The organism is Vagococcus changpingensis (assembly GCF_058211775.1).
In genome coordinates, this window is sequence record NZ_JBYVZB010000002.1 from 303153 (window position 1) to 328549 (window position 25397).

Consider the following 25397-nt stretch of genomic DNA (forward strand, 5'->3'; position numbering starts at 1 on the left):
CATGGTAAAAGCACAAACAATGACTCCGGAAGAAGTGAAAGAATCTAAGATTTATCAAGAATGGGGTTTGAAAGACTCTGAGTATGAGTACATAGCTGATTCGATTTTAGGTCGTTTACCCAACTACACAGAAACAGGTTTGTTTGCTGTCATGTGGAGTGAGCATTGTTCTTATAAAAATAGTAAACCTGTGCTAAAACATTTTCCAACATCGAACCAACATGTTTTACAAGGGCCTGGTGAAGGTGCTGGTATTGTGGATATTGGAGATGGGTTAGCTGTTGTGTTTAAAGCAGAAAGTCACAATCATCCATCAGCGGTTGAACCTTATGAAGGGGCAGCTACAGGAGTTGGTGGAATTATTCGTGATATTTTTAGTATGGGTGCTAGACCGATTGCTATGTTGAATTCTTTACGTTTTGGTGAAATTAAAACTAATCGTACTAAATATTTAATTGAAAAAGTAGTCGCGGGGATCGGTGGCTATGGTAATAGTATTGGGATACCAACTGTTGGTGGCGAGATTGCGTTTGACGCGTGTTATGAAGGCAACCCATTAGTGAATGCAATGTGTGTTGGTTTAATTAGACATGAAGACATCCAAAAAGGACAAGCAAAAGGAATTGGTAATCCAATCATGTACGTTGGAGCAAAAACAGGACGAGATGGGATTCATGGTGCAACGTTTGCGTCAGTTGAGTTTGTAGAAGGTGAAGAACAACAACGTTCTGCGGTACAAGTAGGCGATCCATTCATGGAAAAAGGCTTAATGGAAGCGTGTCTTGATTTGATTTTAAATCATTCAGATTGTTTAGTCGGAATTCAAGATATGGGTGCGGCTGGTTTGGTTTCTTCAAGTTCAGAGATGGCGTCAAAAGCTGGATCAGGATTAGAACTTTACTTAGATGACGTGCCACAACGTGAAACAGACATGACACCTTATGAAATGATGTTATCTGAGTCACAAGAAAGAATGTTACTTTGTATCAAAAAAGGAAAAGAACAACAAGTCATCAAATTATTTGAATCTTACGGTTTAGATGCTGTAACAATTGGTCATGTAACAATGGACAAGCGTTATAAATTATTTTTCCAAGGAGAAAAAGTCGCGGATATTCCTGTTGACTCGTTAGCGGAAGATGCGCCGGTGTATCATAACGAACAAGAAAAACCAAAACGCATCATTGAATTTGAAAAACAAGAAGCATATAAACCTAAAATAAAAGACTTTAAACAAACAACATTATCTCTTTTAGCTCAACCAACGATTGCGTCAAAACAATCATTATACGAAACATATGACTCACAAGTTCGTACTAATACTGTTGTGGGTCCTGGTAGTGATGCTGCTGTCCTACGTGTAAGAGGAACACAAAAAGCTCTTGCGATGACAACTGATTGTAATGCGAGATACTTGTATTTAGATCCAAAAGAAGGCGGAAAAATGGCGGTGAGTGAAGCAGCTAGAAATATTGTGGCAAGTGGTGCAAGACCATTAGCTATTACAGACTGTTTAAACTTTGGTTCACCAGAAAAACCTGAAGGATTCTATGAGTTAGATCAAGCAGCAAGAGGAATTGCTCGAGCGTGTGAAGCATTTGATACGCCCGTTATTTCAGGTAATGTTTCGTTATACAATGAAACGAATAATCAGTCTATCTACCCAACACCTATGATAGGAATGGTTGGTGTAGTTGAGGATTTATCCCATGTTACAACTCAAAATTTTAAAGAAACATCAGATTTGATTTATATGTTAGGTGAAACGAATGCTGATTTTTCAGGTAGCGAAATTCAAAAATTATTAACTGGTAAGATTTCAGGGACTATATCAGCTGTTGATTTAGAAGAAGAAGTGGTCATTCAAGCTAAATTATTACAAGCTATTCAATCAGGTTATGTAAAAAGTGCTCATGACTGTGCTGAAGGTGGACTATTAATTAGTGTGATTGAATCAACATTTGGAAATGGATTAGGTGTTGATATTAAGACGAACCTAGCAACAGAATTAGTGTTTGCCGAGACATCAGGACGATTCGTTGTCAGCGTGTCACCTGAAGATAAAGATGCATTTGAATCTGTATTAAAGAAAGATGCTACTTTATTAGGAAAAGTGACAAATGATGGTGTGATAAAAGTTAGTACAGCCGACGATTCATTAGAATTACCAGTTGCAAAAGCCAAAGAAGTATGGGAGGAAGCAATACCATGTCTCATGAAATAAAAGGGATAAATGAAGAATGTGGTGTGTTTGGTGTATGGAACCATAAAGATGCCAGTCAAATGACTTATTATGGCTTACATAGTTTACAACATAGAGGACAAGAAGGTGCAGGGATTGTGTCATTAGAGAACAATCGCCTGCATGGTCATCGAGGATTAGGGTTATTGCATGAGGTATTTGCTAACCCTGATTTATTAACACAATTAAAAGGCCACTCTGCGATTGGTCATGTGCGTTATGGAACAAGTGGCGAGGGAGATATTATTAACATTCAGCCCTTTTTATTTCGCTTTTACAATGCTGAAATGGCATTAGCTCATAATGGAAATTTGATTAATGCTAAAACGTTACGTAAAGAATTAGAAGAAGATGGGGCTATTTTTCATTCTAATTCTGATACAGAAATCTTGATGCACTTAATTCGTCGTAGTAATAAAGACACATTCATCGACAAATTATCTGAAGCGTTGACTATTGTCAAAGGCGGGTTCGCTTATCTACTGCTAACGGATGATGCCATGTACGCCACTCTTGATCCGAATGCCTTTCGCCCATTATCTATTGGCCGTACGAGTAATGGTGCTTATGTTGTCTCAAGTGAAACGTGTGCTTTAGATACGATTGGAGCAATGTTTGTCAGAGATGTCGAACCTGGTGAAATTATTGAGATCAGCGATAACGGATTAAAAAGCTACCGTTACACTGATGAGACGATGTATTCAATTTGTTCAATGGAGTACATTTACTTTGCACGACCTGATTCAAACATCAAAGGAATTAATGTTCACTCTGCTCGTAAACGCATGGGAAAAACATTAGCTAAAGAACATCCTGTTGAAGCAGATATGGTCATTGGTGTGCCTAATAGTTCTCTTTCAGCGGCTAGTGGGTATGCTGAAGCAAGTTCTATTCCTTATGAAATGGGATTGGTAAAAAACCAATATGTCGCTAGAACGTTTATTCAACCAACACAAGAACTGCGAGAAGAAGGTGTTCGATTAAAACTATCTGCTGTTCGTGGTGTTGTGGAAGGAAAACGCGTGATTTTAGTGGATGATTCAATCGTTCGTGGGACAACATCAAAACGTATTGTTCGTTTGTTAAAAGAGGCTGGTGCAACAGAAGTTCATGTTAGAATTTCATCACCTCCATTAGCATATCCATGTTTTTATGGGATTGATATTCAAACAAAAGAAGAATTAATTGCTGCAAATTATTCAACAGATAAAATTAGAGAAATTATTGAAGCTGATTCGTTAGAATTTTTAACAGAAGAAGGTTTGATTAACTCGATTGGATTAAAGTTAGATGCCCCTTATAACGGGTTATGTATGGCGTATTTCAATGGTGATTACCCTACACCTTTATATGATTATGAATACAGAGAAAACAAGGAGGACTAGTATGTCAACAGCATATGAAAAATCAGGAGTCAATGTTGAAGCAGGATACGAAGTCGTAGAAAGAATTAAAGCTCACACAAAAAAAACAGAGCGTTTAGGGATGATGAGTGCATTAGGTGGATTTGGTGGCTGCTTTGATTTAAGTCAGTATCATGTGAAAGAGCCTGTCCTTGTTTCTGGAACAGATGGTGTGGGAACAAAATTAATGATTGCCATTGAAGTAGACAAACATGACACAATAGGGATTGATTGTGTTGCCATGTGTGCAAACGACATTTTAGCTCAAGGAGCGGAACCTTTGTTCTTTTTAGATTATATTGCTACAGGAAAAACCTATCCTGAAAAAATCGAAAAAATTATTGAAGGTGTAGCCAATGGCTGTGTGGAATCCAAAATGGCTTTAATTGGTGGCGAAACAGCTGAGATGCCTGATATGTATGGTGAAAACGATTATGATTTAGCTGGATTTGCGGTTGGATTGGCAGAAAAATCAGAATTAATCGATTCATCAACTATTTCTGAAGGTGATGTATTAATCGGCGTTGCATCAAGTGGGATTCATTCAAATGGTTTTTCACTAGTCAGACAAATCTTATTTAAAGATCATGATTTTTCTTTAGATACAGTTTTAGATGAGTTAAATGGAAAAACTTTAGGTGATGTGTTATTAACGCCAACAAAACTTTACATAAAAAGTGTTTTACCATTAATTAAAATGCAAAAAATTAAAGGCATTGCTCATATTACTGGTGGAGGTTTCTATGAAAATATTCCTAGAATGTTACCAGAGAATATATCAGCCACTATAACAAAAGGTACGTGGCCAGTACTACCTATTTTTGATTGTTTACAAAAACTTGGAAATATCAGCGAAAAAGATATGTTTAGTACATTTAATATGGGAATTGGTATGGTACTAGCAGTTGATAAAAGAGATGCTCAGACAGTTTTAGATTATATCAATGATCATGATGAACTTGCTTATACAATTGGACAAGTTGAACTAGGTGAGACAAGTTCTGTTCACATTAAAGGAGAGAGTCGATGAGATTTGCCATTTTTGCTTCAGGAAACGGATCAAATTTTGAAGCAATAGTTAAAGCGAGTCAACAAGGAAATATTGCTGGAACATTGGTCTGTTTATTTTGTGATAAAAAAGATGCCTACGTGATTGAACGAGCAAAAAAGTATGACGTGCCTTATTTTGTGATGGAAAAAAAGGTACATCAGACAAAAGAAGCGTATGAACAAAATATTTTGACGATGCTAGAAAATGAAGACATAGATTTCATTGTGTTAGCAGGCTATATGAAAATTATCGGCCCAACACTTTTGAATCAATACAAAAAGAAAATCATTAATTTGCATCCATCCTTATTACCAAAATATCCGGGAAATAAAAGCATAAAAGAAGCCTATGAAAGCACTGATGAAAAGACTGGTGTGACGATTCATTTAGTGGATGAAGGTGTGGATACTGGCCCAATTATCTATCAAGAAAGTTTAGCAATTAACCGTGAGCTTTCTTTAGAAGAATTTGAGGAAGAGATGCATCAATTAGAGCATCATGTATTACCAATTATTTTAAATCAATTTATCTTGGAGGAATTTAAGAATGTCTAAAAAGCGTGCACTCATTAGCGTTTATGATAAAACTGGTGTAGCAGATTTTGCAAAAGAGTTAGTTAAGTTAGGGTATGACATTATTTCAACTGGCGGAACAAAACGAATACTTGAATCTGAGGGAATTAAGTGTTTGAGTGTGGAAGAAGTAACGAAGTTTCCAGAGATGCTTGATGGACGAGTCAAAACACTTCATCCATTTATTCATGGTGGATTATTAGCTAGACGAGATAATTCAGAACACATGAACACATTAAAAGAGCACCATATAGAGATGATTGATTTAGTGTGTGTCAATTTGTACCCATTTAAAGAAACCATTGCTCAACCTAATGTGACACAAAATGAAGCGATTGAACAAATTGATATTGGTGGCCCGAGTATGTTACGAAGTGCCGCGAAAAACTTTGCTAGTGTAACGGTTGTTGTTGATAGTAGTGATTATGAGGTTATTTTAAATGAATTGAGTGAAGCAGGGGACACAACACTTAAAACAAGACAATCATTAGCAGCAAAAGTATTTGCAACCACATCAGACTATGATGCAAGCATCGCTAATTACTTGTCAGAAGAGAATGATGAAAAAGGGTTACCAAACCAATTGTCACTAAACTATACAAAAGTTGATACTTTAAGATACGGTGAAAACAATCATCAAAAAGCGTATTTCTACCAATCAGATGATAATCAATCAGAAATCGGAATAGGAACAGCAAAACAATTACATGGGAAAGAATTATCTTATAACAACTATAAAGATGCTAATGCAGCGATACATTTAGTCAAAGAATTTGATGAACCAACAGTGGTTGCTGTGAAACATATGAATCCATGTGGTGTTGGTTTTGGAAAAACGATACATGAAGCTTACAGCCTAGCTTATGAAAGTGATCCGATTTCGATTTTTGGTGGCGTACTAGCTTTTAATCGTGAAATTGATGCTGATTTGGCTGAAAGTTTAAATCAATTGTTTTTAGAAATTATTATTGCCCCAAGTTTTACAGCTGACGCTTTAGAGATATTAGAGAAAAAGAAAAATCGTCGTTTGCTTCAATTAGACACAACGAAACCAAACCGATCTGAGTGGGAATTAGTCAGTGTCTCAGGTGGTTTACTAGTGCAAGAGTCTGATACTAAAATTGACGATGAGACAGAATGGACAGTTGTTACGGAGACATTACCAACAGCTGAAGACATTGATGCATTGAAAAAAATGTGGCTAGTGGTTAAATCTGTAAAAAGTAATGCGATTGTTGTCGGTAACGCTCGCCATACATTAGGTATTGGTGCTGGACAAATGAATCGTGTCGGGTCAGTAAAATTAGCAGTTGATCAAGCAGGTGATTTAGCCAAAGGTGCTGTATTAGCTAGTGATGCCTTTTTCCCAATGCCTGATAGTGTGGAATATGCAGCAAAACATGGGATAAAAGCAATCATACACCCAGGTGGTAGTGTGAAAGACCAAGAATCAATTGATGTAGCAAATGAGTATGGTATTGCAATGATTGTCACTGGAACAAGACATTTCAAACATTAAGAGGAGAAGACTTGATGAAAAGAAAACTATTGGTAATTGGTAGTGGTGGACGCGAGCATGCGATTGGTAAAAAATTATTACAAAGTCCACTAGTTGAAACAGTCTATTGTTTACCGGGAAATGCAGGAATGGTCATAGATGGGATTCAGTTAGTAGATGGAAACGAAAGTGATCAAGAATTTATTGCATCATTTTGTCAGGATAAAGAGATTAGTTGGGTATTTGTCGGACCTGAAGTGCCTTTAATAGATGGATTAGTTGATTTTCTAGAGACAAAAGGGATAAAAGCGTTTGGACCTAAAAAAAATGCAGCCATTATTGAAGGTTCAAAAGATTTTGCAAAACGACTAATGGCCAAATATGATATTCCAACGGCAAATTATGAAACATTTACTGATAGAGATGATGCAATTGCCTATTTATCAACACAGGAATTACCGATTGTCATCAAAGCAGATGGATTAGCTGCAGGTAAAGGTGTTGTGATTGCCCAAACCATTGAAGAAGCAACACAAGCTGTTGATGATAATTTATTAAATAATGTTTTTGATAGTGAAGAACCTAAAATTGTGATTGAAGAATTTTTAGTTGGTAAGGAATTTTCTTTATTGTCATTTGTGGGAGACTCTTTTGTGTACCCAATGGTTGCAGCGAAAGATCACAAAGCAATTTTTGATGGAGACAAAGGACCAAATACTGGTGGAATGGGTGTATATACTCCTGTGCCGTATGTGACAGATTCAGTGTATCAAGCGTCACTATCAAAAATAGTTTCCCCAACAGTAGATGCGATGAAAAAAGAAGGAAGAGCTTTCCAAGGGATTTTATATACTGGATTAATCCTGACAAAAGATGGTCCGAAAGTCATTGAGTATAATGCTCGCTTTGGGGATCCTGAAACACAAGTATTGCTTGAAAGATTAGAAACAGATTTAGTTGAAGTAATCGAATCTATTTTGGATGGTCAATCATTAGAAGTTTCTTGGAAAAATACTGGATTTGACTTAGGGGTTGTTGTCTCTGCAAAAGGATATCCAAATAGTTATGAAAAAGGAAAACCTTTAAACATTGATACAACGAATAAAGAAGTGAACCTTTTCTTTGCAGGAGTTGCAAAGAAAAATGATTCTCTTGTCTCAAATGGTGGTCGAGTATTTATGGCTGAAAGTAGTGGAGCAACACTCGAAGAAGCGAGACAAAAAGTATATGGTTGGTTATCTGAGCAACAGTTAACTGATTTTTATTATCGAACAGATATTGGAAAATAAAACAAGCTGACTAGGACTATTTTAACCTGGTCAGCTTGTTTTATTATTTTAAATTATTGCCAAAAACACTGATTAATCCGCCGCCCAAATTATTATTAGTATAGGGATAATTTGTGATAGTCAGATACAATTCACCGGTTTCTTTTGATAACTGTCCACTTACAGCTAATGGAGTAAGTGACGCTCTTAAATCAGAAACGACACGTGGTAAGTAGCTGTTATTCTCAAGAGTTGTTTTAGCTTTTGTTAGTATCGCTTTTTCATTTTTGGGAATTTCTTTAAGTATCAGCTTATCAATACAACATATAAACTCCTTGTTAGACATTTGTTTTTGCATGAAATATCCTCTTTTCGTTTTTATGATAATATTACGACATGTTTTACTCTGTGTAGTAATAAAAGTTATTATTCTAGACGTTTGTCAATAATGGAACGTAGCACTTTTTCTCTTAATTCAAGGGAATCAACATTATATTTAATTTCATATCCTTTAATTAGTAAATCACAAATATATAATTGGGACATTTTACCGGCAATTGATCCACCATCTAAAAATTCATCAACAGTTGTTTGAAGTACAACATCTGCTAATTGAGCGATTGGTGATAACAAATAATTTGTAATGGCTATAATTGTTGCTTGATTTTGTTTCGCGATTTTTAAAGAGCCATAGGTGTCCTTAGTCTTACCAGAAAGAGATAATCCAATCACCAAATCTTCTTTGGTTAGTAATGAGGCAATTTGTGCTTGTAAATGGGGATCAATACTTGCATTAGCTTGAAGGCCAACTCTTAAAAACATAGATTCTAAATCATTGGCGGTGTTCCCGCTTGATCCCATGCCAAAAATATGAATGTTTTTGGCCGAGCTTAGAAGATTAATGGCTGTATCCAAAGCATGATTATCTAATATCTTTTCTGTCATTTTTAACGTATGAGCCAAATTAGTAGCAAAATCACTGTAGAAAAAGGTCGAATTATTTTGTTTTTTTTTGTTGGTGAAGTCTTCTTTAGCAATTTCTATTTTTAAGTCAGTAAAGCCAGAAAATCCTAATTTTTGACAAAATCTAATTATTGTAGCGTCTCCAACACCTGTTTCTTGTTTGACTTCACTCATTGTAGAATGGATAATTTTTTCATTAGTGGTTGTAATATAATCAGCAATTTTTTTCTCTGATTTAGTTAATGTTTCGTAATGATCCTGCAATAGCTGTTTAAAGCTCATAATAACCCTCCGTCAATATAGTTACTGTTATAAGTATACGATAAAAAAAATAAATTGACTAATCTATTTACATTTATGAAAACGTATGCTAAGTTAATTTTGGAGAATAAATCCGAAATTAATTAAAAACGGAGCGGAAGTGGAGTATGAAGAAAGAAGAATTTTTATCGCAAATTCATAAAGGCTTAATTGTTTCCTGTCAAGCATTACCGGGAGAACCCCTATATACTAAAGAAGGTGGTGTAATGCCTTTATTGGCTTTAGCAGCAAAGGAAGCTGGAGCAGTTGGAATCAGAGCAAATTCAGTTAGAGATATTCAACAGATTAAAGAAAAAGTTGATTTGCCAGTCATTGGTATTATTAAGAGAGATTACTTACCTGAGAAACCTTTTATCACAGCAACCATGAAAGAGGTAGATGAATTAGTAGAAACAGGTGTAGAGGTTATTGCTTTAGACTGTACGTTAAGACAACGTCATGATGGCTTAACGATTAATGAATTTATTAAACAAATAAAAGAAAAATATCCACAACAACTATTTATGGCAGATATCGCTACATTAGAAGAGGGGATAAATGCCCATAAAGCAGGGATTGATTTTATTGGGACAACACTTTGTGGCTATACAGAAGAAAGTAAGGATATGGTAGTACCAAATGATGATTTAATTAAATCATTGATTGAATGCGGAGCTAATGTAATAGCTGAAGGACAAATACATACACCAGAAGTAGCAAAACGTATCATGGATTTAGGTGTGAGTGGCCTAGTCGTTGGTGGTGCAATTACACGTCCAAAAGAGATAGCAACTCGTTTTATTAACGAATTAAATAAGGAGGAAAACTAATATGTTTAAAAAATTTTCTCAATTGGGTAGAGCATTTATGTTACCAATATCGATTTTACCAGTAGCAGGATTGTTACTTGGTTTAGGCGGTGCGTTAACAAATGAAAGTGCTGTGGCTGCCTATCCATTTTTAAATCAAGGTTGGTTACAAACGATATTGACTGTGATGAGTTCAGCAGGAAATGCCGTGTTTGCTAACCTAGCATTAATTTTTGCTATTGGTATTTCTGTTGGGTTAGCTAAAGGAGACAAAGGAACCGCTGGATTAGCTGGTGGTGTAGCCTTTCTAGTTTATACAGCAACTATTAGTGGGTTATTACAATTATTTTCAGCAGAAGGTGCCACGATTGATACAGGGGTTGTTGGGTCAATCGTTATAGGTGTCACTGTTGCTACGCTACATAATAAATATCGTAAAATTCAATTACCACAATTTTTAGGTTTTTTTGGTGGGTCAAGGTTTATTCCAATTGTTTCATCATTTGCTGCAATTATTATAGGTAGTTTCTTCTATATTATTTGGCCACCAATTCAAGATATGTTAGTTGTCGCAGGAAATCACATTGCTGATATGGGAAGTATCGGAACGTTTTTCTATGGATTCTTATTACGTTTAACTGGTGCAGTTGGACTACATCATACAATTTACCCAATGTTTTGGTATACCTCTCTTGGTGGTAGTGAAGTTGTGGCAGGTCAAACGATTTCAGGTGCACAAAATATCTTTTTCGCTCAGTTAGCTGATCCTCAACATACAGGACTATTTACTTATGGAACTAGATTCTTCGCTGGTCGTTTTATTACAATGATGTTTGGGTTACCTGCTGCCTGTTATGCTATGTATCGTGCTATTCCGAAAGCTAATAGGGAAAAAAATGGCGGATTATATTTTAGTGGAGCTTTGACATCATTTTTGACAGGTATTACAGAACCAGTTGAATACATGTTCTTATTTGTTGCGCCATGGTTATACGTCATTCACGCATTTTTGGATGGATTAGCCTTTTACTTTGCTGATATTTTAAACATTCGTATAGGTAATTCTTTTTCTGGTGGATTAATCGACTTTTTATTATTTGGTTTACTTCAAGGTGAAGATAAAACAAATTGGATAAAAGTCATTCCTTTAGGGTTATTATGGGCAGTTATATACTACTTAGTATTCACTGTATGCATTAAAAAATTCCATGTTGCCATTCCAGGAATGGAAGATGCAAGTAGTACGTTAAATGAAGTTGATGTAGTGGATAAAAATAGTACATTGCATGAAGATGCTGTGAAGATTATTGAAGTGTTGGGAACAGAAGAAAATATTGAGTCTGTTACAGCATGTGCAACACGTTTAAGAGTATCAGTGAAAGATAGTCAAAAAGTTCAAGTAGATGTATTTAAAACTCTTGGTGCAACAGCAGTATTTGAAGTTCAAGGAGGAATTCAAGCTGTATATGGTGGTAAAGCCGATTTGTTAAGTCAAGAAATTAATCAAATTTTAGGGTTGGATGAGTAAATTTTTTAGTCGAATAAATGAATTAATCTAATCTTAATTATGTGAGGTGTTTTAAATGTTTAAGATGTTTAAAAAGAAAGAAAAATCAATATATGCAGTAGCAACAGGACAATTGATTGAATTAGCTAATGTGTCTGATGCGATGTTCTCTCAAAAAATGATGGGAGATGGTTTTGCAGTGTTACCAACAGATGGTAATGTGTCATCACCTATAGATGGAAAGGTAATGTCTGTTTTTCCAACGAAACATGCTATCACATTGGAAACAAATGATGGCTTAGAGTGTTTAATTCATATGGGGGTTGATACGGTTGAATTAAATGGAGAACCATTTACTATCCATGTTCAGGAAGGAGATAATGTATCTTCAGAGACGTTATTAGCAACTATCGATTTAGATAAACTAAAATCAGCAAGTAAACATATAGATATTATCGTTGTTTTTCCAAATTATGCCGAAAAAATTAAATTAATGGAAATGGACACGTTAAAGCAAGTTGTTTCAACAAATCAAATAGGCAAGCTAATTTTAAAATAAATAAATGGTATATCTGACACACTAAGAGTTAAGTGAATCATTCTGACTTTTAGTGTTTTTTTTATTATAGACTTCTTTTTTTTTTCGATAGAAATTAATTAGTCGTAACGGATGAAATATCATTAAAAATAGCGTATAATAAGAATTGACGTAGAGTGCCTAGGAGCCTCTATTTTTTTTGAAAGGAAGAAACTATGTTTAATCAATATAAACCGACATGGATGGTAGATAAAATTTACAATATTACGCCTGCGCAATTGAAATCAAAAGGGATTGATGCAGTGTTGACTGACTTAGACAACACTTTAATTGCTTGGAATAATCCTGATGGAACGCCTGAGTTATTGGAATGGATTAAAAATATGAAAGCAGCTAATATTCCAGTAATTGTCGTGTCTAATAATAAAGCATCACGAATTGAACGAGCTGTTAATTCATTAGGTCTTGATTATGTGTCACGAGCGATGAAACCTTTTAATAAAGGATTTAAGGAAGTTAAAAGACGCTATAATTTACCAAATAAACATCTAGTGATGATTGGTGACCAGTTGATGACGGATATTAAAGGAGCTAATAGTGCGGGTATTCGTACTATATTAGTAAAACCGATTGTTGAAACCGACGCTTGGAACACCCAATTTAATCGTGCGATGGAAACGAAGATCATGTCTTATTTAGTAAAAAAACATCCAGATATGAAATGGAGGACGTCATTAAATGACTGATGAACTAAAATGTATAGGGTGTGGCTCAACTATACAAACTGAAGATGCCGATAAAATAGGTTATACACCTCAATCTGCTTTAGACAAAGGAATGGAATCTGGTGAGTTATATTGTCAAAGATGTTTTCGTTTAAGACATTATAATGAGATTCAAGATGTGGATTTATCAGATGGTGATTTTCTAGCTTTGTTAAATAAAATAGGTGATGCGGATGCATTAATTGTCAATGTTGTGGATATTTTTGATTTTAATGGAAGTTTAATTCCAGGTTTACATCGATTCGTCGGTGATAATCCTGTTCTTTTAGTTGGAAATAAAGCGGATATTTTACCTAAATCACTTAAAAAACCACGCTTAATTCAATGGATGAAGGAACGCTCTCACGAAGCTGGTTTACGACCAATAGATGTGACGTTGACTAGTGCTAAACGTAAGCAAGATATAAGTGATTTACTTGAGTTGATTGATAAGTATCGTGATGGTAGAGATGTGTATATAGTAGGTGTAACAAATGTTGGTAAATCAACATTAATCAATGAAATTATTAGACAATCAGCAGGTGTTGATAATGTTATTACAACGTCTCAATTTCCTGGAACGACACTTGATTTGATAGAAATTCCATTTGAAGATGGTAGTTGTTTAATTGATACACCTGGAATCATTCATCGTCATCAGATGGCGCATTATCTTGGAAAAAAAGATTTACGATTAGTGTCACCAACTAAAGAAATCAAGCCAAAAGTGTATCAATTAAATGATGGGCAAACACTCTTTTTAGGAGGATTAGCTCGTTTTGATGTGATTCAAGGTGAAAAAATGGGATTTATTGTTTATGTTTCAAATGAACTAGTTCTTCATCGGACAAAGCTTGCAACGGCAAGTGAATTTTATGAAAAACATGTCGGTGGATTGTTACAACCACCTAGAGAAGACGAAGTAGAAGAATTTCCAGAGCTTGTTCGGTTTGAATTCTCTATAAAAGAAAAGACAGATTTAGTATTTGCTGGACTTGGTTGGGTTACTATACCAAAACCATGTGTCATTGCAGGATGGGCACCAAAGGGCGTTGATGTTATCATCAGAAAAGCCTTGATTTAAGAAAGAGGGATAAAACATATATGGAATTACGTGGAAAACAAAAACGATTTTTAAGAAGTCAGGCACATCATTTAGATCCAATCGTACAAATTGGTAAGAATGGTTTAACTGATACAGTATATGATCAGGTAGATGATATTCTAGAAAGACGTGAATTGATTAAAATTACGTTATTACAAAATACTGATGAAGATATTCAAGACGTTGCTTGGCGCATGGAAGAAGAACTCGATTGTGCGGCTGTTCAAATAATTGGACGCATTATAGTTCTATTTAGACCTTCCTCAAAAGAAAAATACCAAAAATTATCACCTCTTGTCAGAAAAATGTAGGAGTAGAGCTATGTCAACTCATATAGATAACCATACAATCGTACACGAAAAAACGGAAATGATTAATGAGCCAAGAAAACGAGTTGGGATTTTAGGTGGAGGGTTTAATCCAGTTCATCTAGGGCATTTGGTGATGGCAGAACAGGTGTATGCCCAACTAGCTTTAGATGAGTTTTATCTCATGCCAACTTATCAACCACCGCATGTTGACAAAAAAACAGTGATTGATGCAAGCCACCGAGTTGCAATGTTAGAATTAGCGACAAAATCAAATCCTCATCTTAAGGTTGAATTAGAAGAAGTATATCGTGAAGGAAAAAGTTATACGTTTGATACGATGGAGTCTTTAATTGCAAAAAATCCAAATACGGATTATTATTTTGTTATAGGTGGAGATATGGTTGACTACTTACCAAAATGGTATAAAATTGATGAGTTAATGAAGATGATTCAATTTGTTGCGATTAAACGGAGTGGTTTTCCACAAACATCTGATTACCCATTAATCTGGGTCGATTCTCCAATGATGGATATCAGCTCGTCTTTGATACGACAAAATATTCAAAGAGGATGCCCAATTAAGTATTTGGTACCTGATAACGTGATTGACTATATACAAAAAAAGGATTTGTATCGCCATGACAACTGAGTTAGTTTATAGCAAACAATATACTGATTTAACTCGTGAAGACTTAATGCAAAAAGTATCTGAACAAATGTCTGATAAACGATTTCAGCATGTGTTACGAGTAGAAAAAAAAGCATTGGAATTAGCGAATAACTATCAAATTGATAAAGAAAAAGCAAGTATTGCAGCGTTAACTCATGATTACGCAAAGGAAAGACCTGATGAAGAGATGATCGATATCATTCAAAACGAAGGTTTTTCTCGTGAATTATTGGAGTATGGAAATGCGATATGGCACGGCATACTAGGTGCTTATCTGGTGAAAATAGAATTAGGTATTACTGATCAAGAGATTCTTGATGCGATCACGATACATACGACTGGTGCTAAAGAGATGAGTGATTTGGCTAAGGTGATTTATGTGGCAGATTATATTGAGGATAGTCGTGATTTTCCTGGTGTTGTCGAGGCAAGAGAAAGTGCAGAAAGAAGTTTAGATGAAGCTGTTTCATATGAGACATATCACACCTTAACTTATTTATTAAAAAGTAAAAAGAAAATATACCCAAAAACATTAGAAACATACAATTATTGGGTTGTAAGTCATTAGGAGGGATTTATTATTAATAGTGAGCAGATTTTAGAATTAGTAGTAAAGGCAGCAGATGATAAACGTGCAGAGGATATCGTTGGTTTAGATGTATCAAAGGTGTCTCTGTTAGCAGATTATTTCGTAGTTTGTCATGGAAATAGTGACAAGCAAGTATTAGCGATTGCAAAAGAAATTATTGACGAAGCATATAAACATGAGGTTGATGTTAGACGTGTTGAAGGAAAAGAGTCAGCTCGTTGGATTTTAATTGATTTAGGTGATGTCATTGCACATATTTTTTACGGAGAAGAACGTGAATTTTATAATCTAGAAAAATTATGGTCAGATGCACCACTTGTTAATATCGATCATATGGTAGTTAGTTAATGACAATTTATAAAACGTTCGCTAAGATTTATGATGAGGTCATGGACGAAACATTATATGAAGATTGGTTGGATTTTACAACGCGTCATATTGGAGAGTCACAAAAAAATATTTTAGAACTTGCGTGTGGGACAGGCATATTATCGGTTGAATTAGCCAATATTGGTCATCAGGTAACAGGACTAGATTTGTCTGAAGAGATGATTGAATTAGCGAAAGAACGAACAACAGAAGCTGATGAATTGTTATCTTTTGAAGTTGGAGATATGCTAGATTTGAAGAAAACGAACCAATATGATGTGGTAACGTGTTATTCAGATTCATTGTGTTACATGCCAGATGAAGAAGCAGTTCAGACTGTTTTTAATGAAGTAAATCGTGCGTTGAAATCAGGTGGGATATTTTTATTTGATGTTCATTCTATTTTTAAAATAGAACACGAATTTCCAGAATATAGTTATCATTATCAAACGGATGAATTTGCCTTTTTATGGGAAAGTTATCCAGGAGATGTACCGTATAGCATTGAACACTTTTTGACATTTTTTGTAAAAGAAACAGAAGAAGAGGACATCTTTAAACGTTATGATGAACTGCATGAAGAACGTACTTATTCAATCGAAACATATGAAAAAATGCTTTCTAAATCAGGGTTTACTGATATTAAAGTCGTCGCTGATTTTACAGATAATGAACCAAATGACGAAAGTACACGTTGGTTTTTCATTTGTCAAAAATAATTATGTAGCTTAGAGACTCGTTCTCTGAGCTATTTTAATACGTTGGGAGTAGTTTGATGAGGTTAACAAGTTGTGGTGTTATTGTAGAGTATAACCCATTTCATAATGGACATATCTACCATTTGAAAGAAGCAAGGAAAAAGTCAGAAGCAGATGTGTTAGTGGCAGTCATGAGTGGTAATTTTTTGCAACGAGGAGAACCAGCTATCATAGATAAATGGCAAAGAGCCGAAACAGCCCTACATAATGGAGCTGATTTAGTTATAGAGTTGCCTTTTGCTTATGCGGTACAGTCAGCAGATTACTTTGCAAAAGGTGGTGTTAAGTTGCTTCATAGTTTAAACGTGGAGTCTCTTTGCTTTGGAACAGATTTAACACAGTCAATGGATTATGAATTATTTGGTCAAACATATGTAGAAAAAGAGGAACTTATTAATCAACGATACCAAGAAATAAAAAATAATGGACAGAGTTATCCGCAACAAATGACACAGATTTATAGGGAGTTATTACAACAAGTTCCGCTTGATTTCTCATCACCAAATCATATTTTAGGGATTGCTTATGCCAAAGAAAATGCAAGGTATAATAACCCGATGTCACTCATTCCTATTACTAGACAAGGTTCCGGTTATCATGATGAAACCATAAAGTCACAAGAGTTTTCTAGTGCAACAGCTATCAGGCAACGTGTTTTAGAAAAAGATATGACAAGTATTTCTCATACAGTACCAAGTGAAACACGTGAGTTTTTAAAAAATAATAACTTACATTCTTGGGAGGATTATTGGCCATTATTAAAGTATCACTTGTTAACTCACTCTTTTGAAGAATTATCTGATACTTATCAACTAAGTGAAGGAATTGAGTATCGATTGAAAGAATTGGTAAAAAAAGCGGCTAGTTTTTCAGATTTTATGTCTCTTGTTAAAACGAAACGGTACACATGGACAAGGTTACAACGTTTAGCAACATACTTATTATTAAATGTGACACAAGAAGAAATCGAGCAAGTTTGGACTCACTCCTATCTTAGAGTACTTAGTTTTAATGAAACAGGTAGGCAGTATCTAAAACAAGAAAAAAATATGAGCGAACTACCAATTATTACTAAAATTAGCCAAAAAAATGAACGTCAATTGTCTTTAGATATACGCGCTGGTCAGATTTATCAGTTAATTGAAAAAGATATTGCCAGTGAGCAAGATTATTATCGCTCACCCATTTATTTAAGAGAGGAGTGTTAACATGAGAGTGGTTTTTCATATTCATGATGAGTCAATGTGGATAACTTGTTTAGCAAATGTTAAAAATTTTTTAGAAATGGGTCAAGATGAGCAAGAGATTAAGGTCGAAGTGGTAGCAAATGGTCCAGCTATAAAGGGATACCTCAATGGGTCTATATGTCAAAAGATAGAACATTTTATCCAAACGGACCATGTTACTTTTTCAAGTTGTCAGAAAGCCATGGTAAATCAAGGAATAAAAGAGAGTGATTTTTTAACAAAGATAAAAATAGTTCCCTCAGGTGTGTTTCGCTTAGTTGAGTTACAGCAACAAAAATTTGCCTATATAAAAGTGTAGCCTACCTGTTAGATAAAGGTGTGCTACACTTTTTTTAATTTATTGGTAGATGTCGTTGATAACACCAATTTGTTAGATGACTATCTAAAACAAGTGGTTGATCTTTTATAGTCGAAATTGATTGTGCTCCGACTAAAACCATTAAGTGTGTTAATTCTGCTTTGAAACGTTCAATTTGCTGAATCGTTTCATCCGTTCCTTTTGTTAAAATAAGATGTAGAAATTCACCAGATAATCCAGTTGCTACCGCGCCTAATCCAAAGCTTTTTAACATATCAAGTGGTGTTTTTATACCACCGGAGGCAACAATCGCTGCTTGTGATGAAAATTTTCTAGCTTCTAGTAGCGATTCAGCAGTTGTTTGTCCCCAATCATATAAATAAGAATATTCTTTCAGTTCTCGTCGTTGATTTTCGATTTCAATAAAGTTGGTGCCACCTTTTCCTGCCACGTCGATGATGGTTACCCCAACATCAATTAGTTGTTGAATCGTTTCTTTAGACATACCAAATCCAACTTCTTTAACAATCACAGGGACATTAAGTCTATTAACAATTGATTCAATATTTTTTAGCCAACTCGAAAAGTCACGATCACCCTCTGGCATAACGAGTTCTTGTGGTGTATTTAAATGAAGTTGTAAAGCATTTGCTTCAATCAAATCAACGGCTCTTTTAGCATTTTCAACAGAGTGATGGGCACCTAGATTGGCAAATATAACACCATTAGGGTTTGTTTTTCTGACAATTTTAAAAGATTCTTGCTGTGTCGTGTCATTTAAGGCAATACTGATAGAACCCACAGCCATAGCTACATTTGTTTCACGAGCCACATAGGCTAAGTTTTTATTGATGATAGTTGCTTTATCACTACCACCAGTCATAGCATTAATAAAAAAGGGAACAGTCAATTTTAAAGTACCCAAATTGGTGTGTAAGGATACATCCTTCACGCTAATTTCAGAGAAAGATTGATGAACAAATCTTACACCATCTAAGCCATTAGATTTGGATTGGTTGTATTGCATCTCAGCATAATGAATATGTTGATCTTTACGATTCCAAGAGGTTGTCATAGAACATTAAACCTCCGATACAATGGCTTGATGTGTGGTATTAGGAGTACGGTAAACTTTTAGTGGTAAATTTGTAATACCATGTTCTTCCCATTTTTTCAGTATTGAAGAAGCATTATCTTCTTTTTTAAATAAAACAATGCCGCAATCACCACCACCAGCACCAGAAGATTTAGCAGCTCCACCAAATTCTTCTGCACTTTGACACAAGTTTAATAAGGCTTCAGTTTCAATATCAACTCCACTTTTTTGTGCTAATGATGTGAGAAGAGAGCGATTCAAACGAATACCTTCTTGGAATGATTCAATGTTTCCGTCTTTGAAAGCTTTAATTAAATCTTTGACACATTTTGCACTTTTTTCTAAAAAGTCTCGGTAAAAACCGTTCATTTCATGTTGCTCATCGTTCATTGTGTCAACAAGTAACGTCGTTGAAGCTGGTGTTCCTGTCCAACCAATATACAAATCTAAATTCGTTGGGGCTTCAAGTGGTTCAATCATTAGTTTTGGCCATGGTTTTTTTAATAACTCTACCAAAGTAAGTGACTTATTTTCTAGGTGGTTTAATACCCAATCTTTTTCAAAGCATGAGTAAGCAACCCATCCTTCAAATGAACTGGCAGCTAGGTCTCCAAATGATCCGTTACTGTGCAATGAAAGATGAGTAATTGCTGCTAATTTATAAAGTAATTCTGCGTTATAGTTAATATCATAAAATTGTAACATGGCTTTAATAGTAGCAATAGTAACCGCACCACTTGAACCAAGCCCATATTTTCGTCCATCTTTATTATCTAATTCACTTTCAATCGTTAAATCAAAATATTTTAATGGTAATCCTAGTTCTTTTAAATACGATTCAACAATCATTACAGAGCTAGCAATGTAAGAAAAAGGATTATCGCGCTCATCCATGTAAAATTTTCCATTTTTTCTTGTCCACGGAATGGAAATACCATTTGAATAAGATGAACAAATGCTTCCTTGTGTATCTGCTTTTTTTAGCGTTACAGTAATAAATTGATCTAATGCAACGATTAGCGCAGGGTTTCCAGGTTCTAGTACAGCATATTCACCAGCTATGTACAATTTCCCTGGTGCACTTGCTTTAATCAAAAAAATCTCCCCTTTAGTAACTCCATTCTGTATCAGTTAATTGTTTAATTCCTTCTCCAACAGCGGAACAAATTAACTGATCATTTGTAAAACTTTCTTTTAATTTATCTAATATGTCAGACATTTGTGATTGCCTACATAATACTTTTACATTCGGTCCAGCGTCCATTGTAACATAACAAGGGATACCATTGTTACGAATTTCTTTCACTTTATTAATTGCTTTAACACTATCAGGTTCCCAGTATGAAATAGGAGGAGTTGCTCCAAGCATTGTTGCATGCATTTTCATCCCATTTGATTCGGTGATTTCTCCTAGCGTGATAAAATCTTTTTGTTTGATAGCCTCTTTCATAGCGATTAAATCCTTTTTCGCTTCAGTTACCCATACTGGGTAAAATGGTGAGGTATCGACTGTTAGTTTCATACCAACACGGCTTGATAATTTCTTTTTATGCTTGTTAATCGCAATGACAATCATTCCGATGTCCCATGATGCGTCATCAATTTCGATTGCGTAACTGGATTCAGATATATCTCCTTCTCCCATGTTCCATTCAACTAAACCACCGTAGATACTTCTAGTTGAACTTCCACTTCCACGACGAGCGTAAGTAGAGAGGGTTTGTTTGTCTAAATTAAGTTGCCAAGCAGTATTTGCAGCACCAGCAAGGGCAGCAAAAGCTGAAGCAGAAGAAGCAAGACCTGCAGCAGTTGGTACATGATTGTAGCTTTCAATTTTAGCATGTACATCTCTGTTTGCTGTTTGACGAAATAAATCAAGAAAGCGGCTAATTTTTTTTGTTTCGTCTTTATTTTGTTTTATTCCATTTAGGAAAAATTCATCCGTTTCAAGATTAGAATCAAGAGTAACAGAGGTATCAGTATAAAAAGCATCTAAGGTTAAAGATAGACTACTATTCATTGGTAAAAAAAGATCACTATTTCTTTTACCCCAATATTTAATTAAGGCTATATTTGTATGGGCACGACAGCGTCCAATTTGTCTCATAATAGTTGTTCACTCATTTCATAAACCCATGTTTGTTTTGCTCCATGAACTTCTAAAGCTTGAGCAATTTCATGAGCCGATTTTTTATCCATCGCTAATGCTATCATACATCCACCACGACCGCCACCGGTTAATTTTGCCCCAAGAGCGCCATGACTTAGGGATTCTTCAACAAGTTTGTCTAATTTTTCGCTAGATACATCTAACTCTTTTAAGATATTGTGAGCTTGTGTCATATAATTACCTAAAATTGTTGCTTGATTAGTCTCTAATGCAACTTTTCCTTTTTTTGGTAAGTCACCAAGAGAGCTGATTAAAAATTGATAATGTAGAGAATTTTTTTGTTGTAGCTTTTGGTTAATACTTTCAACAGCCTCTTTTGTTTGTCCAGTTTCACCAGTATCGGCAACGACTAAGTAAGCTTCTAAAACCATATTTAAAGGAACCTCTTCTTGTCCTTTAATAAAATAATAAGGTGAAGAGGAACTTGTCATTAGGGCATCTAACCCACTTGGGTTACCATGAGCGATTTTTTCAGATGTGTTGACCAGTTCGAGTAGTTTTGATTGTGTTAATTCAGTATCAAAATAATCAAAAATCCCTCTAACAGTCGCCACAGCAACTGCAGCACTTGATCCCATACCGCGTTCAGCAGGAATGGTGCTCTTTATAGTGATAGATAAAGGATAAGTTTCTTGATTTAATGTCTTCAGACTTAGGTGAATCGCTTCTTTTAAGCTATCTAATAACTCTGGCATATCATCAAGTAATCCAGTATAAAAGTCACAAGAGATAGTTTGATGAGATGTCGCTTTTTCTACGATTGTTTGGATAGATGTTTTAGGAAAAGGTATAGCAATCGACGGATAATTATAAACTACTGCATGTTCTCCTAGCAAGATAATTTTTCCATGTGATTGCCCCATTCCAGTTTGTTTTGGTACCATGTACAAACTCCTTTTATAACGTGACATGTTTCATAAAAAATGAATCTCTCTTAGCATAATACAATAAATGACTATATAACAACTAAAACTAGCCAATATTTTATAAATTCTTATATTATTTTTAGAAAAAAATGTTTAATGAACGAATCATAGTTATATGTTTTTTTATATTAGACAATGAACAATTGAAAAAGTTTTAATTAATAAAATGGAGGAGGTTATATGAATAAAAGTATGATTGATTCAATCCCCTGGAATGGTTGATACTAGTAGTTACGTACTTGTTAGTATATTATCTTTTCCAATTACTTTGTTAGGTACATATGCTGTAAAAAATGTTTCTATGATAGATTGGCTTCACAAAAAATTTCCAGTATACCATTATCAGTTGCCTTTACCATAAATATGGTATTGTTTTAAATTCTACTGATAGGCATATTACCTTCGTGGGGGAATCTTTTAATATCGTGTTAACATTGTTAATGGTTTTATGGTCTGTTTTATCGAGTTTATCAGAGCTTTACTTTTTAAATAAAGCATAAAACATTCTACTAACTGTTATCTATCAGCTAGTAGAATGTTTTAATTATTCAGTTGCTTCTTGAAGAATATTGATTTTTTCAATCTTGATATCTTTTTTAGGTTTGTTATTTTCGTCTTTTTCTGCTTTAGCGATTTTATCGACAACATCCATGCCTTCAATAACTTGTCCAAACACAGTATGTCTTCCATCTAAGTGAGGTGCGCCACCTTTTTTATAAGCGTCGATAATTTTAGTTGGAACATCTTCTGCTAATAATCCATCAGACATGTCATCACTATTTTGAACGATAAAGAATTGACTCCCATTTGTATTTGCACCAGAGTTTGCCATAGATAGAGCACCTCTTAAGTTGTACAATTGATTTGAGAATTCATCTTCAAATGGTTTATTCCAAATACTTGCTCCACCTGTTCCGTTTCCTTCAGGATCGCCACCTTGAATCATGAAATCATTTATAACACGATGGAAAATTAACCCATCATAGTACCCATCTTTTGCGTGTGTCATAAAGTTTTCCACAGCTTTAGGAGCAATTTTAGGGAATAATTTAATTTTGATTGAGCCTTCTGTTGTCACCATTTCAACCAAGTCTTCATCTTTTGCTACCTCAGTTGATAATTGTGGTAGCTCTAAAGAATTAATATCTACTGATTCTGAAGTTGCTGTACTTGAAACAGCTGTTGATTGTTCTGTTTTACTTGTTGCAGTTTCTTTTTTTGCTGAATCGTTATTACCACAAGCGGAAAAGAGAGCCAAAGATAAAAGAAGAGTTGTTGAAGCAATTAGCCATTTATTATTTTTCATTAATAAAGCCTCCGTATGTTATTTAATTTATAACCTCCTCATAATAGTAACAGACTTTAAAACTCTTGCCAATTACAAAAGGAGGTATAAAAGTAATTATATTAAAAATAAAAACAGTTTCATCAACAATTTTTATGTAATTTTTTTGTTTTAGTTGCGTTAATGAATAAAAGCCTATATTCTATAGTATGGAACTAGGTTCAATAGTAGGAAAGCAAAGTGAAGAATTGATGAACTTTGTAGACAAACAAAAAATGAACCGATACAATAGAAAAGAGATTTTAATAGAAAAGAGGTGGACTAACATGTCCATGTTTTTAGATCAAGTCACAATTGATGTGAAAGCCGGTAATGGTGGAGACGGAATGGTGGCATTTAGACGAGAGAAATATGTTCCAGATGGAGGACCAGCTGGTGGAGATGGTGGTCGTGGTGGAAGTATTATATTTCAAGTAGATGAAGGATTACGAACTTTAATGGATTTTAGATACAATCGTCACTTTAAAGCACATCCAGGGGAACATGGGATGAGTAAAGGGATGCATGGTAGAGGAGCAGAAGATACTTATGTCAGTGTCCCACCAGGAACGGTTGTAAGGGACGTTGAGACAGGTCAAATTTTGGGTGATTTACTAGTCAAGGGGCAAACACTTTTAGTGGCTAAAGGCGGTCGTGGTGGTCGCGGAAATATTCGATTTGCGACACCAAGAAATCCTGCACCGGAAATATCAGAAAATGGTGAACCAGGACAAGAAAGAAAAATCGAGTTAGAATTAAAAGTTTTAGCTGATGTTGGTCTTGTTGGGTTTCCTTCAGTTGGAAAATCAACGTTGTTATCTATTGTATCAAAAGCTAGACCCAAAATTGGCGCGTACCATTTTACAACGATTGTTCCTAATTTAGGAATGGTCACAACAAGTGATGGACGCAGTTTTGTTATGGCTGATTTACCAGGATTAATCGAAGGAGCTTCTGAAGGAGTAGGACTTGGAACGCAATTCTTACGCCATATTGAGCGAACACGCGTTATTTTACATGTGGTTGATATGAGTGGAATGGAAGGGCGAGATCCATTTGAAGATTACTTATTGATTAATAAAGAGCTAGAATCTTATGATTTACGTTTGATGGAAAGGCCACAATTAATTGTGGCTAATAAAATGGATATGCCAGATTCAGAAGAAAATTTAGCCATTTTTAAAGAAAAATTAGCAGAGTTGAAAACAGATGAATGGGAAGATGATATTAAAATATTCCCAATTTCAGGTGTCACACAACAAGGTGTTGCGCCATTGTTAAATGCAACGGCTGATTTATTGGAAGTAACACCAGAATTTCCTCTTTATTTTGAAGATGAAGAAGAGGATGATGTGGTTAACTATACCTTTACAGAAGATGAACCTGAATTTGTGGTATCTCGTGAAGATGATGCGACATGGGTCTTATCAGGTGATAAACTTGAAAAATTATTTGTTATGACAAACTTTGATAGAGAAGAAAGTACCATGAAATTTGCTCGTCAATTACGTGGAATGGGTGTAGACGAAACACTTAGAACGATGGGAGCAAAAGACGGTGATTTAGTTCGTATCAAAGATTTTGTGTTTGAATTTGTGGATTAATCAAAATGAGAAAGA

Annotated in this window: 26 protein-coding genes; 19 read left to right on the forward strand and 7 right to left on the reverse strand. The window is 35.0% G+C overall.

Features of this window, described 5'->3' with window-relative positions; translation table 11 throughout:
• The first annotated feature begins 1 nt into the window (after nt 1).
• Genes purL through purD form a run of 6 tightly spaced genes read left to right on the forward strand, consistent with a single transcriptional unit; the run spans nt 2 to nt 8055 of the window.
• Complete coding sequence (purL, locus tag AC37UB_RS05885; protein WP_490685442.1) at nt 2-2224, forward strand: phosphoribosylformylglycinamidine synthase subunit PurL; 2223 nt, start codon at nt 2-4, stop codon at nt 2222-2224.
• Nucleotides 2209-3627 carry an amidophosphoribosyltransferase gene (gene purF, locus AC37UB_RS05890; protein WP_242094210.1) on the forward strand — a complete coding sequence of 473 codons (1419 nt, stop codon included), beginning with the start codon at nt 2209-2211 and terminating at the stop codon, nt 3625-3627. The genes purL and purF overlap by 16 nt, the downstream gene beginning before the upstream one ends.
• Nucleotide 3628: 1 nt before the next feature.
• On the forward strand, nt 3629-4675 hold the full coding sequence (gene purM, locus AC37UB_RS05895; RefSeq protein WP_117972638.1) for a phosphoribosylformylglycinamidine cyclo-ligase: 1047 nt from the start codon (nt 3629-3631) through the stop codon (nt 4673-4675).
• A complete protein-coding gene (gene purN, locus AC37UB_RS05900) occupies nt 4672-5250 on the forward strand; it encodes a phosphoribosylglycinamide formyltransferase (RefSeq protein WP_117972639.1) in 579 nt (192 codons plus the stop codon). Before purM ends, purN begins: the two co-directional genes overlap by 4 nt.
• Nucleotides 5243-6787 (forward strand): bifunctional phosphoribosylaminoimidazolecarboxamide formyltransferase/IMP cyclohydrolase, encoded by a 1545-nt coding sequence (gene purH / locus AC37UB_RS05905; RefSeq protein ID WP_490685443.1) that lies wholly within the window; start codon nt 5243-5245, stop codon nt 6785-6787. The genes purN and purH overlap by 8 nt, the downstream gene beginning before the upstream one ends.
• Nucleotides 6788-6801: 14 nt before the next feature.
• The gene (gene purD, locus AC37UB_RS05910; RefSeq protein WP_241699338.1) at nt 6802-8055 is read left to right on the forward strand and encodes a phosphoribosylamine--glycine ligase; all 1254 of its coding nucleotides are present in this window, start codon (nt 6802-6804) and stop codon (nt 8053-8055) included.
• Nucleotides 8056-8098: 43 nt separating this feature from the next.
• Here purD and AC37UB_RS05915 read toward each other — a convergent pair whose 3' ends face one another.
• Both AC37UB_RS05915 and AC37UB_RS05920 read right to left on the reverse strand, forming a co-directional pair.
• A complete protein-coding gene (locus AC37UB_RS05915; RefSeq protein WP_071457271.1) occupies nt 8099-8392 on the reverse strand; it encodes a bacteriocin immunity family protein in 294 nt (97 codons plus the stop codon).
• A 68-nt stretch (nt 8393-8460) separates the two neighbouring features.
• The gene (locus tag AC37UB_RS05920) at nt 8461-9279 is read right to left on the reverse strand and encodes a MurR/RpiR family transcriptional regulator (protein WP_117972642.1); all 819 of its coding nucleotides are present in this window, start codon (nt 9277-9279) and stop codon (nt 8461-8463) included.
• Between the two features lie 146 nt (nt 9280-9425).
• Here AC37UB_RS05920 and AC37UB_RS05925 point away from each other — a divergent pair, with 146 nt between their 5' ends.
• The 12 genes from AC37UB_RS05925 (at nt 9426) to AC37UB_RS05980 (ending at nt 18262) form a co-directional block, all read left to right on the forward strand.
• Entirely contained in the window at nt 9426-10127 is a 702-nt protein-coding gene (locus AC37UB_RS05925) for an N-acetylmannosamine-6-phosphate 2-epimerase (protein ID WP_079347626.1), read from the forward strand.
• Nucleotide 10128: 1 nt separating this feature from the next.
• Complete coding sequence (locus AC37UB_RS05930) at nt 10129-11634, forward strand: PTS transporter subunit EIIC (RefSeq protein ID WP_241699340.1); 1506 nt, start codon at nt 10129-10131, stop codon at nt 11632-11634.
• A gap of 55 nt (nt 11635-11689) precedes the next feature.
• Nucleotides 11690-12172, forward strand: coding sequence for a PTS sugar transporter subunit IIA (locus AC37UB_RS05935; RefSeq protein ID WP_241699341.1), 483 nt, complete (start codon nt 11690-11692; stop codon nt 12170-12172).
• A gap of 194 nt (nt 12173-12366) precedes the next feature.
• Nucleotides 12367-12897 carry a YqeG family HAD IIIA-type phosphatase gene (locus AC37UB_RS05940; RefSeq protein WP_490685444.1) on the forward strand — a complete coding sequence of 177 codons (531 nt, stop codon included), beginning with the start codon at nt 12367-12369 and terminating at the stop codon, nt 12895-12897.
• The gene (gene yqeH, locus AC37UB_RS05945) at nt 12890-13999 is read left to right on the forward strand and encodes a ribosome biogenesis GTPase YqeH (RefSeq protein ID WP_490685445.1); all 1110 of its coding nucleotides are present in this window, start codon (nt 12890-12892) and stop codon (nt 13997-13999) included. Before AC37UB_RS05940 ends, yqeH begins: the two co-directional genes overlap by 8 nt.
• 20 nt (nt 14000-14019) lie before the next feature.
• Nucleotides 14020-14331 carry a ribosome assembly RNA-binding protein YhbY gene (gene yhbY / locus AC37UB_RS05950; protein WP_071457264.1) on the forward strand — a complete coding sequence of 104 codons (312 nt, stop codon included), beginning with the start codon at nt 14020-14022 and terminating at the stop codon, nt 14329-14331.
• 10 nt (nt 14332-14341) lie between these two features.
• On the forward strand, nt 14342-14980 hold the full coding sequence (locus tag AC37UB_RS05955; protein WP_117972648.1) for a nicotinate-nucleotide adenylyltransferase: 639 nt from the start codon (nt 14342-14344) through the stop codon (nt 14978-14980).
• Nucleotides 14970-15569: a bis(5'-nucleosyl)-tetraphosphatase (symmetrical) YqeK gene (yqeK, locus tag AC37UB_RS05960; RefSeq protein WP_490685446.1), complete on the forward strand. Its 600-nt coding sequence runs from the start codon at nt 14970-14972 to the stop codon at nt 15567-15569. The genes AC37UB_RS05955 and yqeK overlap by 11 nt, the downstream gene beginning before the upstream one ends.
• Before the next feature lie 27 nt (nt 15570-15596).
• On the forward strand, nt 15597-15938 hold the full coding sequence (gene rsfS, locus AC37UB_RS05965; protein ID WP_233519168.1) for a ribosome silencing factor: 342 nt from the start codon (nt 15597-15599) through the stop codon (nt 15936-15938).
• Nucleotides 15938-16678: a class I SAM-dependent DNA methyltransferase gene (locus AC37UB_RS05970; protein WP_490685447.1), complete on the forward strand. Its 741-nt coding sequence runs from the start codon at nt 15938-15940 to the stop codon at nt 16676-16678. Before rsfS ends, AC37UB_RS05970 begins: the two co-directional genes overlap by 1 nt.
• Nucleotides 16679-16731: 53 nt before the next feature.
• On the forward strand, nt 16732-17925 hold the full coding sequence (locus AC37UB_RS05975) for a nucleotidyltransferase (protein ID WP_490685448.1): 1194 nt from the start codon (nt 16732-16734) through the stop codon (nt 17923-17925).
• Between the two features lies 1 nt (nt 17926).
• Nucleotides 17927-18262 carry a DsrE family protein gene (locus AC37UB_RS05980; protein WP_242094226.1) on the forward strand — a complete coding sequence of 112 codons (336 nt, stop codon included), beginning with the start codon at nt 17927-17929 and terminating at the stop codon, nt 18260-18262.
• 34 nt (nt 18263-18296) lie between these two features.
• Here the strand turns inward: AC37UB_RS05980 and fni are convergent, their stop codons facing one another.
• The 5 genes from fni to AC37UB_RS06005 form a co-directional block, all read right to left on the reverse strand.
• Nucleotides 18297-19337, reverse strand: coding sequence for a type 2 isopentenyl-diphosphate Delta-isomerase (fni, locus tag AC37UB_RS05985; RefSeq protein ID WP_242094228.1), 1041 nt, complete (start codon nt 19335-19337; stop codon nt 18297-18299).
• Between the two features lie 6 nt (nt 19338-19343).
• Nucleotides 19344-20453 (reverse strand): phosphomevalonate kinase, encoded by a 1110-nt coding sequence (locus AC37UB_RS05990; RefSeq protein ID WP_241699346.1) that lies wholly within the window; start codon nt 20451-20453, stop codon nt 19344-19346.
• Nucleotides 20454-20466: 13 nt separating this feature from the next.
• Nucleotides 20467-21468: a diphosphomevalonate decarboxylase gene (gene mvaD / locus AC37UB_RS05995; RefSeq protein WP_199500891.1), complete on the reverse strand. Its 1002-nt coding sequence runs from the start codon at nt 21466-21468 to the stop codon at nt 20467-20469.
• Complete coding sequence (mvk, locus tag AC37UB_RS06000) at nt 21462-22412, reverse strand: mevalonate kinase (RefSeq protein WP_117972657.1); 951 nt, start codon at nt 22410-22412, stop codon at nt 21462-21464. Before mvk ends, mvaD begins: the two co-directional genes overlap by 7 nt.
• A gap of 586 nt (nt 22413-22998) precedes the next feature.
• Nucleotides 22999-23760, reverse strand: coding sequence for a peptidylprolyl isomerase (locus AC37UB_RS06005; protein WP_490685449.1), 762 nt, complete (start codon nt 23758-23760; stop codon nt 22999-23001).
• A 305-nt stretch (nt 23761-24065) separates the two neighbouring features.
• On the opposite strand from AC37UB_RS06005, the gene obgE reads away from it, so the two are divergent.
• The gene (gene obgE, locus AC37UB_RS06010) at nt 24066-25382 is read left to right on the forward strand and encodes a GTPase ObgE (protein ID WP_117972659.1); all 1317 of its coding nucleotides are present in this window, start codon (nt 24066-24068) and stop codon (nt 25380-25382) included.
• The last annotated feature ends 15 nt before the right edge of the window (nt 25383-25397 follow it).

Excerpts from the sequence above, each read along its gene's own strand:
- purL (WP_490685442.1), top strand. The coding sequence starts at position 2 with ATGGTAAAAGCACAAACAATGACTCCGGAAGAAGTGAAAGAATCTAAG.
- purF (WP_242094210.1), top strand. The coding sequence starts at position 2,209 with ATGTCTCATGAAATAAAAGGGATAAATGAAGAATGTGGTGTGTTTGGT.
- purM (WP_117972638.1), top strand. The coding sequence starts at position 3,629 with ATGTCAACAGCATATGAAAAATCAGGAGTCAATGTTGAAGCAGGATAC.
- purN (WP_117972639.1), top strand. The coding sequence starts at position 4,672 with ATGAGATTTGCCATTTTTGCTTCAGGAAACGGATCAAATTTTGAAGCA.
- purH (WP_490685443.1), top strand. The coding sequence starts at position 5,243 with ATGTCTAAAAAGCGTGCACTCATTAGCGTTTATGATAAAACTGGTGTA.
- purD (WP_241699338.1), top strand. The coding sequence starts at position 6,802 with ATGAAAAGAAAACTATTGGTAATTGGTAGTGGTGGACGCGAGCATGCG.
- AC37UB_RS05915 (WP_071457271.1), bottom strand. The coding sequence starts at position 8,392 with ATGCAAAAACAAATGTCTAACAAGGAGTTTATATGTTGTATTGATAAG.
- AC37UB_RS05920 (WP_117972642.1), bottom strand. The coding sequence starts at position 9,279 with ATGAGCTTTAAACAGCTATTGCAGGATCATTACGAAACATTAACTAAA.
- AC37UB_RS05925 (WP_079347626.1), top strand. The coding sequence starts at position 9,426 with ATGAAGAAAGAAGAATTTTTATCGCAAATTCATAAAGGCTTAATTGTT.
- AC37UB_RS05930 (WP_241699340.1), top strand. The coding sequence starts at position 10,129 with ATGTTTAAAAAATTTTCTCAATTGGGTAGAGCATTTATGTTACCAATA.
- AC37UB_RS05935 (WP_241699341.1), top strand. The coding sequence starts at position 11,690 with ATGTTTAAGATGTTTAAAAAGAAAGAAAAATCAATATATGCAGTAGCA.
- AC37UB_RS05940 (WP_490685444.1), top strand. The coding sequence starts at position 12,367 with ATGTTTAATCAATATAAACCGACATGGATGGTAGATAAAATTTACAAT.
- yqeH (WP_490685445.1), top strand. The coding sequence starts at position 12,890 with ATGACTGATGAACTAAAATGTATAGGGTGTGGCTCAACTATACAAACT.
- yhbY (WP_071457264.1), top strand. The coding sequence starts at position 14,020 with ATGGAATTACGTGGAAAACAAAAACGATTTTTAAGAAGTCAGGCACAT.
- AC37UB_RS05955 (WP_117972648.1), top strand. The coding sequence starts at position 14,342 with ATGTCAACTCATATAGATAACCATACAATCGTACACGAAAAAACGGAA.
- yqeK (WP_490685446.1), top strand. The coding sequence starts at position 14,970 with ATGACAACTGAGTTAGTTTATAGCAAACAATATACTGATTTAACTCGT.
- AC37UB_RS05970 (WP_490685447.1), top strand. The coding sequence starts at position 15,938 with ATGACAATTTATAAAACGTTCGCTAAGATTTATGATGAGGTCATGGAC.
- AC37UB_RS05980 (WP_242094226.1), top strand. The coding sequence starts at position 17,927 with ATGAGAGTGGTTTTTCATATTCATGATGAGTCAATGTGGATAACTTGT.
- fni (WP_242094228.1), bottom strand. The coding sequence starts at position 19,337 with ATGACAACCTCTTGGAATCGTAAAGATCAACATATTCATTATGCTGAG.
- mvk (WP_117972657.1), bottom strand. The coding sequence starts at position 22,412 with ATGGTACCAAAACAAACTGGAATGGGGCAATCACATGGAAAAATTATC.
- AC37UB_RS06005 (WP_490685449.1), bottom strand. The coding sequence starts at position 23,760 with ATGAAAAATAATAAATGGCTAATTGCTTCAACAACTCTTCTTTTATCT.
- obgE (WP_117972659.1), top strand. The coding sequence starts at position 24,066 with ATGTCCATGTTTTTAGATCAAGTCACAATTGATGTGAAAGCCGGTAAT.